Annotated in this window: 8 protein-coding genes; 3 read left to right on the top strand and 5 right to left on the bottom strand. The window is 60.8% G+C overall.

The features are described from left to right. Positions 1-418: 418 nt before the first annotated feature. The 3 genes from WA302_RS24040 to WA302_RS24050 all read right to left on the bottom strand — a co-directional run bounded on the left by WA302_RS24040 (position 419) and on the right by WA302_RS24050 (position 7,782). Positions 419-3,445, bottom strand: a complete 3,027-nt coding sequence (locus WA302_RS24040) for an autotransporter outer membrane beta-barrel domain-containing protein (protein WP_443018050.1) — start codon at positions 3,443-3,445, stop codon at positions 419-421. A 196-nt stretch (positions 3,446-3,641) separates the two neighbouring features. Beyond that, entirely contained in the window at positions 3,642-6,665 is a 3,024-nt protein-coding gene (locus WA302_RS24045; protein ID WP_336064767.1) for an autotransporter outer membrane beta-barrel domain-containing protein, read from the bottom strand. Between the two features lie 478 nt (positions 6,666-7,143). After that, on the bottom strand, positions 7,144-7,782 hold the full coding sequence (locus WA302_RS24050; protein ID WP_038630005.1) for a TetR/AcrR family transcriptional regulator: 639 nt from the start codon (positions 7,780-7,782) through the stop codon (positions 7,144-7,146). A gap of 264 nt (positions 7,783-8,046) precedes the next feature. Here WA302_RS24050 and WA302_RS24055 point away from each other — a divergent pair, with 264 nt between their 5' ends. After that, positions 8,047-9,264 carry a Tm-1-like ATP-binding domain-containing protein gene (locus WA302_RS24055; protein WP_151429183.1) on the top strand — a complete coding sequence of 406 codons (1,218 nt, stop codon included), beginning with the start codon at positions 8,047-8,049 and terminating at the stop codon, positions 9,262-9,264. A gap of 94 nt (positions 9,265-9,358) precedes the next feature. Here the strand turns inward: WA302_RS24055 and spy are convergent, their stop codons facing one another. Next, entirely contained in the window at positions 9,359-9,850 is a 492-nt protein-coding gene (spy, locus tag WA302_RS24060; RefSeq protein WP_043142950.1) for an ATP-independent periplasmic protein-refolding chaperone Spy, read from the bottom strand. A 536-nt stretch (positions 9,851-10,386) separates the two neighbouring features. On the opposite strand from spy, the gene pdeR reads away from it, so the two are divergent. Further along, positions 10,387-12,381, top strand: coding sequence for a cyclic di-GMP phosphodiesterase (pdeR, locus tag WA302_RS24065; RefSeq protein ID WP_025304630.1), 1,995 nt, complete (start codon positions 10,387-10,389; stop codon positions 12,379-12,381). A 16-nt stretch (positions 12,382-12,397) separates the two neighbouring features. On the opposite strand, the gene WA302_RS24070 is transcribed toward pdeR, so the two are convergent. After that, a complete protein-coding gene (locus WA302_RS24070; RefSeq protein ID WP_025304631.1) occupies positions 12,398-13,264 on the bottom strand; it encodes a crotonase/enoyl-CoA hydratase family protein in 867 nt (288 codons plus the stop codon). A gap of 341 nt (positions 13,265-13,605) precedes the next feature. On the opposite strand from WA302_RS24070, the gene yhjD reads away from it, so the two are divergent. Beyond that, entirely contained in the window at positions 13,606-14,625 is a 1,020-nt protein-coding gene (yhjD, locus tag WA302_RS24075) for an inner membrane protein YhjD (RefSeq protein ID WP_025304632.1), read from the top strand. Positions 14,626-14,709 lie beyond the last annotated feature (84 nt).

The following is a 14,709-nucleotide window of genomic DNA, read 5'->3' on the forward strand; positions in this document are numbered from 1 at the left end:
TTTGATTATTTCTGCTGAAAAAGCCACATCTAAAACTAGCATCTCATGCAATTATGCGTTAAAAACGTTGCTTGACATACCATGTTGCATCGTCAAACATGGTATCAAAAGAGACATACAGCAATACACTATAAAAAATAACACCAGCACGTTTTTTAATAATAACCATAGTAACACCAGGGAAAATTTGTTCCGTTGCCGCTACTGAGACGATGTCCACATCGCTCGGACTGCGCAAATCAAACGGGGCTTGAGCCTTTAGCGCTAATCTGTTTTACCCACTTTTAAGCCGGGATCCGTCAGGGTCCCGGTTTTTTATTGCCCTGGCGCCGCGCCATCATACGGACTCACCCCACAGCCGCAAATAAAAACGGAGCCGGCATGCCGGCTCCGTTGTCCTTGAGATCGCTGCTGAACGTCAGAAGCGCCAGGTGAAGCCGGCGTTGACGCTGTTGTCCTGATGGTTTTGCGACAGCAGTCCGCCGTAGCCCAGCGACAGCGTGGCATTCTCGTTCACCGCCACTTCCGCCCCTGCCTTCAACACCATGCCGTCACGCGACACCGGCACGCTGTCCACCACGAACGGCGCGTTGCCGCCGTTGAACCGCAGTCCGGTGCCACGGTCCAGCCCGCCGTACTGGTGTTGCCACCCCAGCTCACTGCGCAGCGCCACCGTCGTGCCCGCGCTCACCTGCCATTCGGTGTCCGCACGCAGGCCCAGCGTCGACACCGTCGCATCCGTGTGCTGCTTGTCGCCGCGCAATGCCGCCGCGCCGCCGCTTTCCGCGATGCCGTTGTTCTCGAAGTTCACGTACGCCAGGTTCACGAACGGCTCCAGGTTCAGCCACTCGCCCTGCACGCTGTAGCCCGCTTCCGCGAACAGCTGTTCGGTGCGCGCGCTGTACTTCGCCGTGTCACGGTCCGACTGCATCCCGTAGTTCACCGACCGTTTGGTGTCGATGCGATGCCAGGTGTAGCCCGCCCCGCCACGCAGCGCCAGCGCCCCGAACTGCTTGTCGCCGTACGCCGCCAGGTGGTAGTTGTCGCTGTCCGCCTTCGACCCGTACCCCCCGTGCAGCGAGGTACGGGTGTAGCCGGTCGCCACCCCCAGCCGCCAGTCGTCCGCCGCCGCCGAGTCCAGCCCCACCAGCACCCCGTAGGTCGAGGCCTGATAGCCGGTGGCGTTGGCGTCGCCCGACGCGTGGTCCCACGCTCCCAGCAGCTGCGCCCAGGCACCGCCCTCGTCCGCCTTGATGGCCGACGAACTCGCCAGCCCTTCCGCCTGACGCAGACGCCCGTTCAGCGCCTCACGCAGGTAGCGGCTGTCGTTCACCAGCGCCGAGGCGATATCCGCATGGATTTGCCCCGACAGCTGACGGAACGCCTGCCGCGCTTCGCCCGCCGTGCCGCTGGTGAGCAGGCTCTCGTACAACGGGTTGCCCGCCGCCAGCGCATCCGCCGCCACCGCCACCGCCCGCTCGTTCGAGGTCTGCGCCACGCTGGCGAAGCTCGTGCCGTTGCGCCCGACGCTCAGCGTCACCCCGGTCGGCTGGTAGCTCAGCCCGGTGCCGAGGAACAGGTAGTTCGGCGCCACCGCGTCAAACTGCCCGCTGACCCCCTGCTGCGCGCTCAGGACGGTGTACTGCTGGCCCAGCAGGCTGCGCACCTCGCTTTGCGTCAGCAGGTTGGGGCTGTTCTCCAGCGTCACCGCCACCTCGCCGCCGCCGATCGTCGCCGATCCGCTGCTCTGGATCCGATCGCTCTGGCCGTTCGGGCCCACCTCCACCGCGTAGCGCGACCCCGGTTCGAAGCTGACGTTGCCGGCCACGCTCAGGGTGCCGATCGAGTTGCCCGGCGCCACGGTGCCGCCCTGACGGGCGATCAGCGAACCGACCGTGCCGCTGCCGCCGACGATGCCGCCGTTCTGCACGCTGACGGCCGAGGTGACCGAGCCGTTGACGGCCAGCAGCCCCTGATTGACCAGCGTCGGGCCGGCATAGGTGTTGGTGCCGGTCAGCTCCAGGGTTCCCGCGCCCTCTTTGGTCAGGCCGCCGTGGCCGGAAATGTTGTTGGAGTAGATTTCCCATCCACAGTGGAAGTCATCACATTTCCTGGCGTGCAGCGTACCGGCATCCACCTCGGCGCCCCTCCCCGGAATATTGGCGACAAACTGGGTCGGGCCGTAGGCCACGCCCGTCGGATCCGGGATGCGGAACTCCGCAGGAATATCTTCGACGGTATAGAACATGCCCGGGCCGTTGATAGCCTTGCCCAGGTTGATCATCCCCCAGCCGTAGAGCGCGTCGATGCCCGGCGCACCCATGTCGGTGGCGGTGGTTTTCAGCACGTCGGCAATCTGCGCCGAGCTCATGTACGGGAAGCGCTGCAGCAACACCGCCACCGCGCCGGTCACGTGCGGCGTCGCCATCGAGGTGCCGTTTTTATTGCCGTAGTCCGACACCAGGTTGGCCGGATCGGAACCGTTGGCCACGGTGCTGTAGATTTTGCTGCCCGGCGACGAGACGCAGAAGCTGGCGGTATAGCCGCAGCGGGAAGAGAAGCTGCTGATGGTATAAGGCACGCTGTTGGTCGATGCCGCATCCTGCGCCACGCTGGCGACCGACAGCCAGTTCGGCGCGATGTCCGGCACGAAGTAGGCCAGCCCGCTGATCACATCCGGCTGGTTGTAGTTGCCGTCGTTGCCGGCGGCGAACAGCACCAGAATGTTTTTGCGCGCCGCATCGATCGCGCCCTGATAGCCTGCGCCGGCCAGGCTGCCGAGCAGCGGTTTGACCTGATCGAATTGTTCCTGCGCATCCTTCAGCTCAAAGTGCAGCGCGTTAGGATCGCGGCCGCCGTCGGACAGGAAATCGGGAATACTGACGCCCCAACTGTTGTTGATCACCCGCGCACCGCTGTTGATCATCGCCTGCCAGCCGGCATTGGTGACGGCGCCGTCCAGGCCGAGGAATTCGCCGTAGGCCGGGCCGTCGTTATCGTTATCGACGCTAATCACCTGCGAATCGAAGGCCACGCCGTGCATGCCGATGCCGTCGCGGTTCGCCGCGCTGATCCCCGCGACGTGCACCCCGTGATTGCTCAGCATGCCCTGCGAGCCGCTGTAGAAGTGGAAGGTGCCGTCGAAGTAAAAACGATCGCCGGCGTTAATCCCCGGCCGGTGTGGATCGGTATAGGCGCGGTAGCCCTCGGTGACGACGTTGATCAGTTTGCCGTCACCGGCGAACTCGGGATGACGGTTGACCGGAGTGTCGAAAATGCCCACCTTCTGCCCTTTGCCGGTGTAGCCGGCGGCGTAGGCCTCATCGGCGTGGATCGCCCCCAGCCCCCAGTTGGCGTTGAATTCGGCGCTGCGCCAGCTGGCCGGATCGCCGGGTTGGCCGTTCACCTCGTGCGGCGCCGCCTGTGCATACCCCGCCAGCGCCATGCAGCAGACCAACGCGTTCAGCCGCCACGGCAAGCGGCGAGCGTTTCCTTTGCTATCAAAACCCATTGTTGTTGTCATTTCCTTACCTTTTGCTTGTTATTGGCCGACGCCCCAGGTGCGCCGGGTTCTCATTAGCAGGATGTGAAAAAGGAACCGCCCGCAGACGGTTCCCGTACAAGGATTGAGTCAATGTTGCTTAGAAACGCCAGGTGAAGCCGGCGTTGACGCTGTTGTCCTGATGGTTTTGCGACAGCAGCCCGCCGTAGCCCAGCGACAGCGTGGCGTTTTCGTTCACCGCCACTTCCGCCCCTGCCTTCAACACCATGCCGTCACGCGACACCGGCACGCTGTCCACCACGAACGGCGCGTTGCCGCCGTTGAACCGCAGTCCGGTGCCTCGCTCCAGCCCGCCGTACTGGTGTTGCCACCCCAGCTCACTGCGCAGCGCCACCGTCGTGCCCGCGCTCACCTGCCATTCGGTGTCCGCACGCAGGCCCAGCGTCGACACCGTCGCGTCGGTATGCTGCTTGTCGCCGCGCAATGCCGCCGCGCCGCCGCTTTCCGCGATGCCGTTGTTTTCGAAGTTCACGTACGCCAGGTTGACGAACGGCTCCAGGTTCAGCCATTCACCCTGCACGCCGTAGCCCGCTTCCGCGAACAGCTGTTCGGTGCGCGCGCTGTACTTCGCCGTGTCACGGTCCGACTGCATCCCGTAGTTCACCGACCGCTTGGTGTCGATGCGGTGCCAGGTGTAGCCCGCCCCGCCGCGCAGCGCCAGCGCCCCGAACTGCTTGTCGCCGTACGCCGCCAGGTGGTAGTTGTCGCTGTCCGCCTTCGACCCGTAACCGCCGTGCAGCGAGGTGCGGGTGTAGCCGGTCGCCACCCCCAGTCGCCCGTCGCCCGCAACCGCCGAGTCCAGCCCCACCAGCACCCCGTAGGTCGAGGCCTGATAGCCGGTGGCGTTGGCGTCGCCCGACGCGTGGTCCCATGCCCCCAGCAGCTGCGCCCAGGCGCCGTCCTCGTCCGCCTTGATGGCCGACGAGCTCGCCAGCCCTTCCGCCTGACGCAGACGCCCGTTCAGCGCCTCACGCAGGTAGCGGCTGTCGTTCACCAGCGCCGAGGCGATATCCGCATGGATTTGCCCCGACAGCTGACGGAACGCCTGCCGCGCTTCGCCCGCCGTGCCGCTGTTGAGCAGGCTCTCGTACACCGGGTTGCCCGCCGCCAGCGCATCCGCCGCCGCCGCCACCGCCCGCTCGTTCGAGGTCTGCGCCACGCTGGCGAAGCTCGTGCCGTTGCGCCCGACGCTCAGCGTCACCCCGGTCGGCTGGTAGCTCAGCCCGGTGCCGAGGAACAGGTAGTTCGGCGCCACCGCGTCAAACTGCCCGCTCACCCCCTGCTGCGCGCTCAAAATGGTGTACTGCTGGCCCAGCAGGCTGCGCACCTCGCTTTGCGTCAGCAGGTTGGGGCTGTTCTCCAGCGTCACCGCCACCTCGCCGCCGCCGATCGTCGCCGATCCGCTGCTCTGGATCCGATCGCTCTGGCCGTTCGGGCCCACTTCCACCGCGTAGCGCGAGCCCGGCTCGAAGCTGACGTTGCCGGCCACGTTCAGGGTGCCGATCGAGTTGCCCGGCGCCACGGTGCCGCCATCACGGGCGGTCAGCGAACCGACCGTGCCACTGCCGCCGACAATACCGCCGCTCTGCACGCTGACGGCCGAGGTGACCGAACCGTTGACAGCCAGCCGCCCCTGATTGACCAGCGTCGGGCCGGCATAGGTGTTGTTACCGGTCAGCACCAGGGTGCCGATGCCCTGCTTGGTCAGGCCGCCGTGGCCGGAGATGTCGTTGCTCCAGAAGTCCAGGCCGCAAAGATCGCTGCTGCAGACGCGCTCGGTCGGTTTACCCTTGTCCAGCACCGCGCCGACGCCCGGCAGATCGACCACGAACTGGGTCGGGCCATAAGCCACGCCCGTCGGATCCGGGATGCGGAACTCTTCGGGAATATCCTCAGCGGTCACCAACATGCCCGGGCCGTTGATGGCCTTGCCCAGGTTGATCATCCCCCAGCCGTAGAGCGCGTCGATGCCCGGCGCGCCCATGTCGGTGGCGGTGGTTTTCAGCACTTCCGCCACCTGCGCGCCATTCAAATACGGGAAACGCTCCATCAGCACCGCAACGCTGCCGGCCACGTGCGGCGCCGCCATCGAGGTACCGCTTTTATTGGCATAGCCGGTCGTCAGGTCGTCCACACCGGTGCCCGCGATCACCGAGCTGTACACCCGGGTACCCGGTGCCGAGACGCACAAACTGGCGGTATAGCCGCAACGGGAAGAGAAGGTGCTGATGCTGTAATCGCCGGTATTGTTGGGATCCTGCAGGCTGGCGACCGACAGCCAGTTCGGCGCGATGTCCGGCACGAAGTAGGCCAGGCCGGCCATGGCATCCGGGTTGTTGAGGTTACCGTCGTTGCCGGCGGCGAAGATGGTGACCACGCCGCTGCGCGCCGCGTCGATCGCGCCCTGATAGGCGCCACCGGGCTTGGTGCCCAGGATCGTTTTGATCTGATCGAACTGCTTTTGCGCATCGTTCACCGTGAAGTGCGGATAAGCCGGGTCATACCCGCCTTCATCGAATTTCTCGGTGATGCCGATGCCCCAACTGTTATTGATGATGCGCGCGCCGCTGGCCACCAGCGCCTCCCAGCCGGCCTGGTAAACCGCGCCGTCGTTACCGAGCACAATGCCGTCCTCCGGGCCGGGGTCGCCGTTTTCTGCGCTGATGATCTGCGCGTTGAATGCCACCCCATGCATGGCGCCACCGTCGCGGCTGCCGGCGGCGATGCCGCCCACGTGGGTGCCGTGCGAGCCTAATTTGCCGCTGGAGTCGGTGCTTGGCGTACCGTCATAGCGGAAGTCATCGCCTTTTTTCACTGGAATATAGGGATCGGTGTATTCGCGAGTGCCATGGGTAACCAGATTGATCACCTTATCTGGGCCGGAAAATTCGGGGTGCTTGGCGTAGACTGGCTGATCGAAAATACCGAGTTTGATGCCTTTTCCGGTATAACCGGCGGCGTAGGCCTGGTCGGCGTGGATCGCTCCCAGCCCCCATTCCGCGTTGAACTCACTGCTGCGCCAACTGGCCGGATCGCCCGCTTTGCCGTTCTCTATATAGCTGGAGGCCTGCGCCCCGCCGATCGCCGTCAGGCAGATCAGCATCGCGCTCCATTGTGCGCGATGAACTCCGATTTCAGGCCAGCCGAAGGCCGCCCGAGCGGATTTGACTCCTCTAAGTTTCTTCTCCATCCCAGATACCGTCCGTTGTTGTTTGCAAATGTTTTATAAGATTTTTTGTGTAACAGTTTGGTAACACCAAATAAATAAAGCACAACAATCTCAAGTGCGCTTAATGTGTCACTCGGCAGTTCGGCGGGGGGAGAGAACGTTTCAGGGGTGAATCAGGCCAACGCCAATAAGAAATGGCAATGACGTTTGCCGGTAGCGAAGCGGCGATAAAAAGTGAGAGGAAAAACCTTAATACGCTGATAAATAAAAATATAAATAAAGATCGAATGAAGGAGATGGCCGCCTGAAAAGTGCTTAACAGGCGTCTTTTATCACTTTTAATTATAAATTTTGCCAATATTCACTCAGTGAATTATGCTGGTTTTTCACTCGGTCATCGGCAAAAATTGGATTATCCTGCTGATGTTTTTTTGCGGTTCGTCGCGTCCTCTTCCGCCTGACGCAGGATGGCTTTGGCCATCCATTGCGTGACGTCCTGAATGCCCTCAAGTTCCAGCCCCCAGATATCTTTCAACACCAGGAATACCTCCGAGCCGTAAATCAGCGAGAAAGCATGAATCACTCTCTGTAGAGAATCCGGCGGCAGTTTGCCCTGCAACGGTTCTACCGCCAGCGCCAACAGACGCTTGCGGTTGCCGCGCACGAATTTTTCGCCCGGCGTGGCGTGCGCCCACTGCTGCAAAGAGAGCTGCAGTGCCGCACGCAATGCTCCCTCGTGCCGTTCCATCTGAGGATAGGCGAAGGTCAGCAACTGCTGGATACGCTTCAGGGCATCGTCGTCCTGCGGGCGCCATTCCAGAATAGGCCCCAGGCTTTCCGCCACCACGGCGCTAATCAGCGCACTCTGGGTCGGAAAATAACGGTAGGCGGTCGCGCGCGATACCTGGGCATGCGCCGCCAGCTCGGTGATCGAAGGAAACGCCCCTTCGTCATACAGCGCCATCGCGCTGGCCAGCAACAAACGGTAGGTTTTTGCCCGTGTGGAAGTCAGTGAAGGATCGAACGGGGTGGGAAAAGCATTTATCGGCACTTAAACCTCATACATCTGCACACGCTTGCGCAACAGAGGATGCGCCTCTGTCGACTGGCTACCGGCAAAGCGCCGGCCACGTTGAAAAGCTCAAAAATGAGACAGGAGTCCCATTTTGCACTGAGCTGCCCTTGCAAAAATGATACTACCGTCTCATTATATAAATACATTAATCAATTTAATTTAAATGCCAACACCAGGGCACCCTAAAAAATATAATAAAATGATTTTTAAATAAAAATTAGAAACACCCCAGGAAGACACATGAAAGAAACTTCAAATTTTGTCTATATTGCTACCACAGCAGATACGAAAGGACAAGAGTTGGAGTATGTACGGCGGCTAATCGCTGCCCTGAATTTACCCACGCGAACCGTCGATCTTTCCACTCGTCGCTTGCCGTTTGACTCCCCGGCCGATATCGGTCCAGAGGACGTTGCTCGCCACCATCCGGCAGGCGCCGGTGCGGTCTTTTGCGCCAGTCGCGGCCAGGCGATCGCCGCTATGGCGACCGCTTTCGAACGTTTTATCCTGACGCGCCGCGATATCGCCGCCTTGCTGGGTCTGGGCGGCTCCGGCGGCACCGCCATCATCACACCGGCCATGCAGCAGCTGCCGATTGGCCTGCCGAAAATAATGGTCTCAAGCATGGCGGCAGGAGACGTTTCCGCCTATGTCGGCGCCAGCGATATCAACATGCTGTATTCGGTCACCGATCTCGCCGGTCTTAACCGCATCTCGCGACAGGTGCTAGGCAACGCGACACGCCAGATAGCCGGCGCAGTGCACTTCGCCGCCGTCGACTATCACGACAACAAACCCGCGATCGGCCTGACGACGTTTGGCGTCACCACGCCCTGCATTCAGGCGTTGGTGGCCGAACTGGGAACACAATGGGATTGTCTGACGTTTCATGCGACTGGCAGCGGCGGCAGGTCGTTGGAAAAACTGATCGATAACCGCCAACTGCACGGCGCCATCGATTTGACCACCACCGAAATGGCCGATTACCTGTTTGGCGGTGTGCTGCCCTGCAATATGGATCGTTTTGGTGCCATCGCGCGTACCGGCATCCCGTGCGTGCTCTCCTGTGGCGCGATAGACATGATCAACTTCGGCGCGCCGAATACGGTGCCGGCTCGCTATGCCAACCGTCTGCGTCACCATCACAACCCACAAGTGACGCTGGTGCGTACCAGCGCGCGGGAGAATGCGTTAATGGGGCGTTGGATGGGCGAAAAAATCAACGCCTGCGCGGGCGAAGTGCGTTTCGTTATCCCGACGGGCGGCGTATCGGCTTTGGATGCGCCCGGGCAACCGTTCTGGGATCCGGCGGCGCTGGCCGCCTTTACGCAGGCGCTGGAAGAAACGGTGCACGCCACCGACAAACGCCGGTTGATAAAAACGCCTTATCATATTAACGACCCGTGCTTTGCGCAGGCCGTTGCCGAACATTTCCAGCACATTGTCGGCGGAGAATGATTATCACTCACGACAAAGTCTGCCGGCGATAACGCCAAATAGAAAAAGGGCCAGACAAATAGCCTGGCCCTTTTTTACTCACCGCGAGCGGATATTACTGACCGGAGGACATCTGCTCCTTCATTTTATTCATGTGGTCCATCATCTTTTGCTCGCGTTTCTGATAATTCTCATTGTATTGTTTTTTCTGCTCAGGCGTCAGCAGGTTATACATTTTATTTTCCGCTTTGGCGCGTTCCAGCATGCGTTCGGATTGTGCTTTGCCGATCGCGTCAATTTGCGCCTTCGCCTTCGCTTCGTCAAAGCTGTCGGAAGCGACCAGATTGTGCAGCGCCTGGCGTTCTTCTTTCATGCCCGGCCCGCGCTTCTGGTGCGACTCTTTCATGATATCGCGCATCTGCTGGCGCTGCTGCTCGGTCAGGTTCAACCCGGCGAACGGGCCGCCTTTACCTTCACCCTTGTGATGCATCATTTTCATCGGCGCCGCATCCGCCGCCGGGGCAGTCACCGTATCGGCGGCGAACGCCGCGGAAGCAGAACCCAGAGCCAGCGTGGAAGCAATAAATAAAGCCGTCAATTTACGCATAATCATTTCCTTAAAAGTTTTTCTTCATCAGGAGCGCTGTACGTTAACAGGCTCATTCGTCGTCGGAGATAATAATAGGCTGATAAAATTCAAGTAATGCGAGGGTGTGTAAACTTTTTAAAACCCGTCTCGGATTTATTCACCAATTATGAGAAAACTATGAAGATGGCGTTTATTTGATGGAAATTTTAATTTCTCGGCAAAAATCCCCCCGGTGGAGTTATTTTTCCGCTTTCCCCTCACCGCTATAATTTACTCGCCAGCACGGCAATCTTGCCTCAACCGTTTTCCGATAGCAGGGGGAAGTCAGTACAAGCATCATAGGATCCGATGTTCTCCTACACTTTAAGGCAAGCGGCCGCCGGGCGACGTTTACACCGCAAAACTAATCATTGCTTATATAATAGTTTCCATCACCCGTCCCGCCTGCAAAAACCTGTTATATGATGCACAGATGCGTACGGCGATCGCTTTCGGGCCAACAGGCTGCCCGGAGCTGCGCCGACCGGCCGACCGTGCTCTTTTGAGGAATCATCATGCCCGCAGACCAAGGCCCTGAGCTTCTTAACGCCCACTTCGGCACCCAAAGCCCCCACTGGCGGCTGGCGTTTGACAGCAATGCCCTGGAGCTGTCCGCCGTTAAGGGCAAAGCCCACGTCGCGGTGGCACTCAGCGCCATGGACGCGGCGAAAATTCGCCGTCTAACCGGCGTAACCGCCAGCCTTGAGCTGACCATTACGCTGGCCGGCGAACCGCTGCATCTGCATCTGGTCGGGCGCCGCGTCAACAACCTCGAATGGGCGGGCACCGCTTCCGCCTTCAGCGACACCCCATCCGTGGCGCGCGATCTGGTGCACGGCCTCTCCTTTGCCGAGCAGGTGGTGTCCGAAGCCAACTCGGTGATCGTGATCGTCGATCAGCACGGCCGCATTCAGCGTTTCAACCGGCTGAGCGAGGAGTACACCGGGCTGCACGAACACGAGGTGATCGGCAAAAACGTTTTCCAGCTGTTTATGAGCCCGGAAGAAGCCGCCGCCTCGCGGCGCAACATCGCCGGCTTCTTCCGCAACGGATCGTCTTATGAGGTGGAGCGTTGGGTAAAGACGGTCAAGGGCGAACGGCTGTTTCTGTTCCGCAATAAGTTCGTGCACAGCGGCAGCGGCAAGAACGAGGTGTTTTTGATCTGCTCCGGCACCGACATCACCGAAGAACGCCGTGCGCAGGAACGGCTGCGGGTGCTGGCCAACACCGATCTTATCACCGGCCTGCCTAACCGTAACGCTATCCAGGATAAGATCAACCACGCCATCGCTACGCGCAGCGAAGAGAGCTTCGGCCTGGTGTACCTCGATCTCGACAACTTCAAAAAGGTCAACGACGCCTACGGCCATATGTTCGGCGATCGGCTGCTGGTCGAAGTCGCGCTGGCGATCCTCGGCTGCCTGAGCCCGGATCAGGTGCTCGCCCGCCTCGGCGGCGACGAATTTCTGGTGCTGGCGCCGCAAACCGATCGCGAGCGCCTGCAAACGCTGGCGCAGCGCATTATCGACAGGCTGAAAACCCCTTTCCGCATCGGCCTGATTGAGGTGTATACCGGCTGTTCGATCGGCATCGCGCTGTGCCCGGAGCACGGCAACGATCTCGACAGCCTGATCCGCAGCGCCGATACCGCCATGTACGTCGCCAAGGAGCACGGCAAACGCACCTATACCGTCTTCTCGCCGGAGATGAACAAACGCGTCGCCGAATACATGTGGCTGGACACCAATCTGCGTAAAGGGCTGGAGCAAAATCAGCTGGTGTTGTATTACCAGCCTAAAATCGACGCGCGCAGCGGCGAAGTGCACAGCGTGGAAGCGCTGGTGCGCTGGGATTCGCCGGAGCGCGGCCTGATCCCGCCGCTGCAGTTCATCTCCTACGCCGAGGAGTCCGGCCTGATCGGCCCGCTGGGCCAATGGGTGCTGCAGACCGCCGCCAGCCAGGCAGCGCAGTGGCAAGAACAGGGATTGAACCTGCGGGTAGCGGTCAACCTCTCCGCCCGGCAGTTGGCCGACGACGGCATCGTCAACGACCTGCTCGGGGTGCTGCGCCATCATCGCATGGCCCCCTGTCTGCTGGACTTCGAGCTGACCGAAAGCAGTCTGATTGAAGACGAGAACCGCGCGCGCGCGCTGATCACCCGGCTACGCGAACTGGGCGCGCAGGTGCATCTCGACGACTTCGGCACCGGCTATTCGTCACTGGCGCAGCTGGCGCGTATACCTCTGGACGCCATCAAGCTGGATAAAAGCTTCGTGCGCGGGGTGAATTTCAATCCGGTATCGCAATCCCTGGTACGCGCGATCGTCGCGGCGGCGGAGGCGCTGGCCTTCCGGGTGATCGCCGAAGGGGTAGAGACCGAGAGCGAAAACCACTTCCTCGACGAGGTCGGCGTGGACGAAAAGCAGGGCTTTCTGTTTGCGCGGCCAATGCTCCCGGAACAGCTGGAGCATTGGCTGCAGTCCTATCGCCCGCGCTCACCTTCCGCGTGAGGCGGGCGCGTTAACGTTAGCCGGCACGACGCAGGTTCAGGGTGTGGCGATCCTGCAACATCACCAGCCGCTCAATGTAGGCGCGATCTTTTTCCTCAATGGTGAAGGCCGAGTGGACCCAATCCTCGGTAATATCCATCAGCTCGGAACGCGTCAGTTGCAATACGCGCTGACGCGCCCGCAGCATGGCGCGCATGCCGTTGAGCTTCGGCCGGATGGTATCGATGAAAGTGCGCGTCGCCATATAGGCATCGCCGGGCTGGAACAGCTGATCCACCAGCCCGCGGCTCTCGAACCACTCTGCGGTGTGCGACTCGCCGCCCCAAATCAGCTCCTCAGCCAAGCGCATGCCCGCCTTGCGCGCCACCAGCGAGTAACCGCCCATGCCGGGAAACAGGTTGAACGCGATCTCCGGGAACCCCATGCGCGCATTGTTCTGCGCCAACACGAAATGGTGCGCCAGCGCCGCTTCAAAGCCACCGCCCAGCGCGCTACCTTCAACCATGGCAATGCTGACCGCGCCGGTGTCGAAACCGCGCGCAGCGGCATGCACACAGTCGATGCAGGCCCGCGCGTAGGCCATCATCGCCTCGCGCCTGCGGTTTTTGATCGCTTCGGCGAAGAACTGCAGATCGCCGCCGACGTTGAACATGTTCGGCACCAGCGAGCCGGTGACCCAGAAATCGAATCGCAGCGAAGACTCCTTCGCCGCCTGCGCCAGCGTCATGATGTCTTCGATCAGCGCCTGGTTGAAGCAGGGGCGGGGCGCAGCGCGCAGCAGCATCCACATGATATGCCTCTCCTCTTCATAGTAGGCGGAAAGCTGCGACAGATTGCCCGCTTCGGTAAACGGACGGCAGGTGGGGTGATTAAGCAATTTCATAAGACCTTCCAGTTTTTCTGTTGATGACGGATGAGACCGTTCCAGCCCCTACGGCTGCAGCGGAGCGGCGGTCGGTAAAGCGCGACGCCACATCATGAGTAAACGCTTTCTCGCCGACGAAACAGATAAAAATCGGAGGTAGGGAAGTGAAAAAAACCGAGGCGCCACGGGCTTTTCATAGGAATTTTACCTATCGCGCCATCGTCGGCATTTCATGCCGGGCGCTAACGCGTTAAGCTCGGAAATTGACCGTTTGCCGCCCCGGCGCTCAAAACGCCGCGAGGCTTTGGCTATAATCAATACGGATACATGCCGTTTAACGTTAAGGAAATCGTGAAGTAATGCCTACAGGACCAGACCAGGAACGCCGCCAGCCCGCACAAGACACGCCGCCGAAGCCGCTTATCGCCATCAAGACCGGCCATGAGACCCTCGACCGCCGCATTGGTGGTTTTTCACGTCTGATTGAACGCATCAAAGCCTGGCCGAGCGTTGCGCACCTGCTGCGCGCGGCCGAACGCTTTAACGATCGGCTGGGTAGCCAGTTCGGCGCCGCCATCACCTATTTTTCATTCCTCTCGCTGATCCCGATCCTGATGGTGTCATTCGCCGCCGCCGGTTTCGTGCTGGCCTCCAACCCGGATCTGCTGGCCCGATTGATCAACCGGATCGTCGGCAGCATCAGCGATCCAACGCTGGCCAGCACGCTGAAGAACACCGTCAACACCGCCATTCAGCAGCGTACCACCGTGGGGTTGACCGGTCTGGCACTGGCGCTCTATTCCGGCATCAGTTGGATGGGCAACCTGCGCGAGGCGATCCGCGCACAGTCGCGTGACGTCTGGGAGCGCAATCCGCAGGATCAGGAGAAAATCTATTTCAAGTACACCCGCGACTTCATCTCGCTGACCGGCCTGGTGGTCGCGCTCATCATTACGCTGTCGCTGACCTCGGTCGCCGGATCGGCACAGGCGGCGATCGTCAACGCGCTGGGGTTGGACGGCATCGAATGGCTGCGGCCGGCGTTGACGACGATCGCGCTGTCGATCTCGATTTTCGCCAACTATCTGCTGTTCCTGTGGATTTTCTGGATGCTGCCGCGCCACAAACCGAAGAAAAAAGCGCTGCTGCGCGGTACCTTGCTCGCCGCCATCGGATTTGAGGTGATCAAGTTCGTGATGACGATGACGCTGCCGCAGGTGGCGAAATCGCCTTCCGGCGCGGCCTTTGGCTCGGTGATCGGGCTGATGGCGTTCTTCTACTTCTTCGCCCGTTTGACGCTGTTTTGTGCCGCCTGGATCGCTACCGCCGACTACAAAGGCGACAAAGCCTTGCCGGAACGCGAGCCACCGGCCCCCTGAAGCCACGCAATCGTGCCGGTGTTATCGCACACGCCGGCACTTTCCTCTGGTTAATAAGCAAAAACCCAGTCAATCCCTCTAAAT

It is taken from the genome of Serratia sp. 201 (genome assembly GCF_037027545.1).
GTDB lineage: Bacteria > Pseudomonadota > Gammaproteobacteria > Enterobacterales > Enterobacteriaceae > Serratia > Serratia bockelmannii.

What these genes read in the sequence shown, in the direction of transcription:
- WA302_RS24040 (WP_443018050.1), bottom strand. Translation starts at nt 3,445, where the DNA reads ATGGCGCTGGCGGGGTATGCACAGGCGGCGCCGCACGAGGTGAACGGC.
- WA302_RS24045 (WP_336064767.1), bottom strand. Translation starts at nt 6,665, where the DNA reads ATGCTGATCTGCCTGACGGCGATCGGCGGGGCGCAGGCCTCCAGCTAT.
- WA302_RS24055 (WP_151429183.1), top strand. Translation starts at nt 8,047, where the DNA reads ATGAAAGAAACTTCAAATTTTGTCTATATTGCTACCACAGCAGATACG.
- spy (WP_043142950.1), bottom strand. Translation starts at nt 9,850, where the DNA reads ATGCGTAAATTGACGGCTTTATTTATTGCTTCCACGCTGGCTCTGGGT.
- pdeR (WP_025304630.1), top strand. Translation starts at nt 10,387, where the DNA reads ATGCCCGCAGACCAAGGCCCTGAGCTTCTTAACGCCCACTTCGGCACC.
- WA302_RS24070 (WP_025304631.1), bottom strand. Translation starts at nt 13,264, where the DNA reads ATGAAATTGCTTAATCACCCCACCTGCCGTCCGTTTACCGAAGCGGGC.
- yhjD (WP_025304632.1), top strand. Translation starts at nt 13,606, where the DNA reads ATGCCTACAGGACCAGACCAGGAACGCCGCCAGCCCGCACAAGACACG.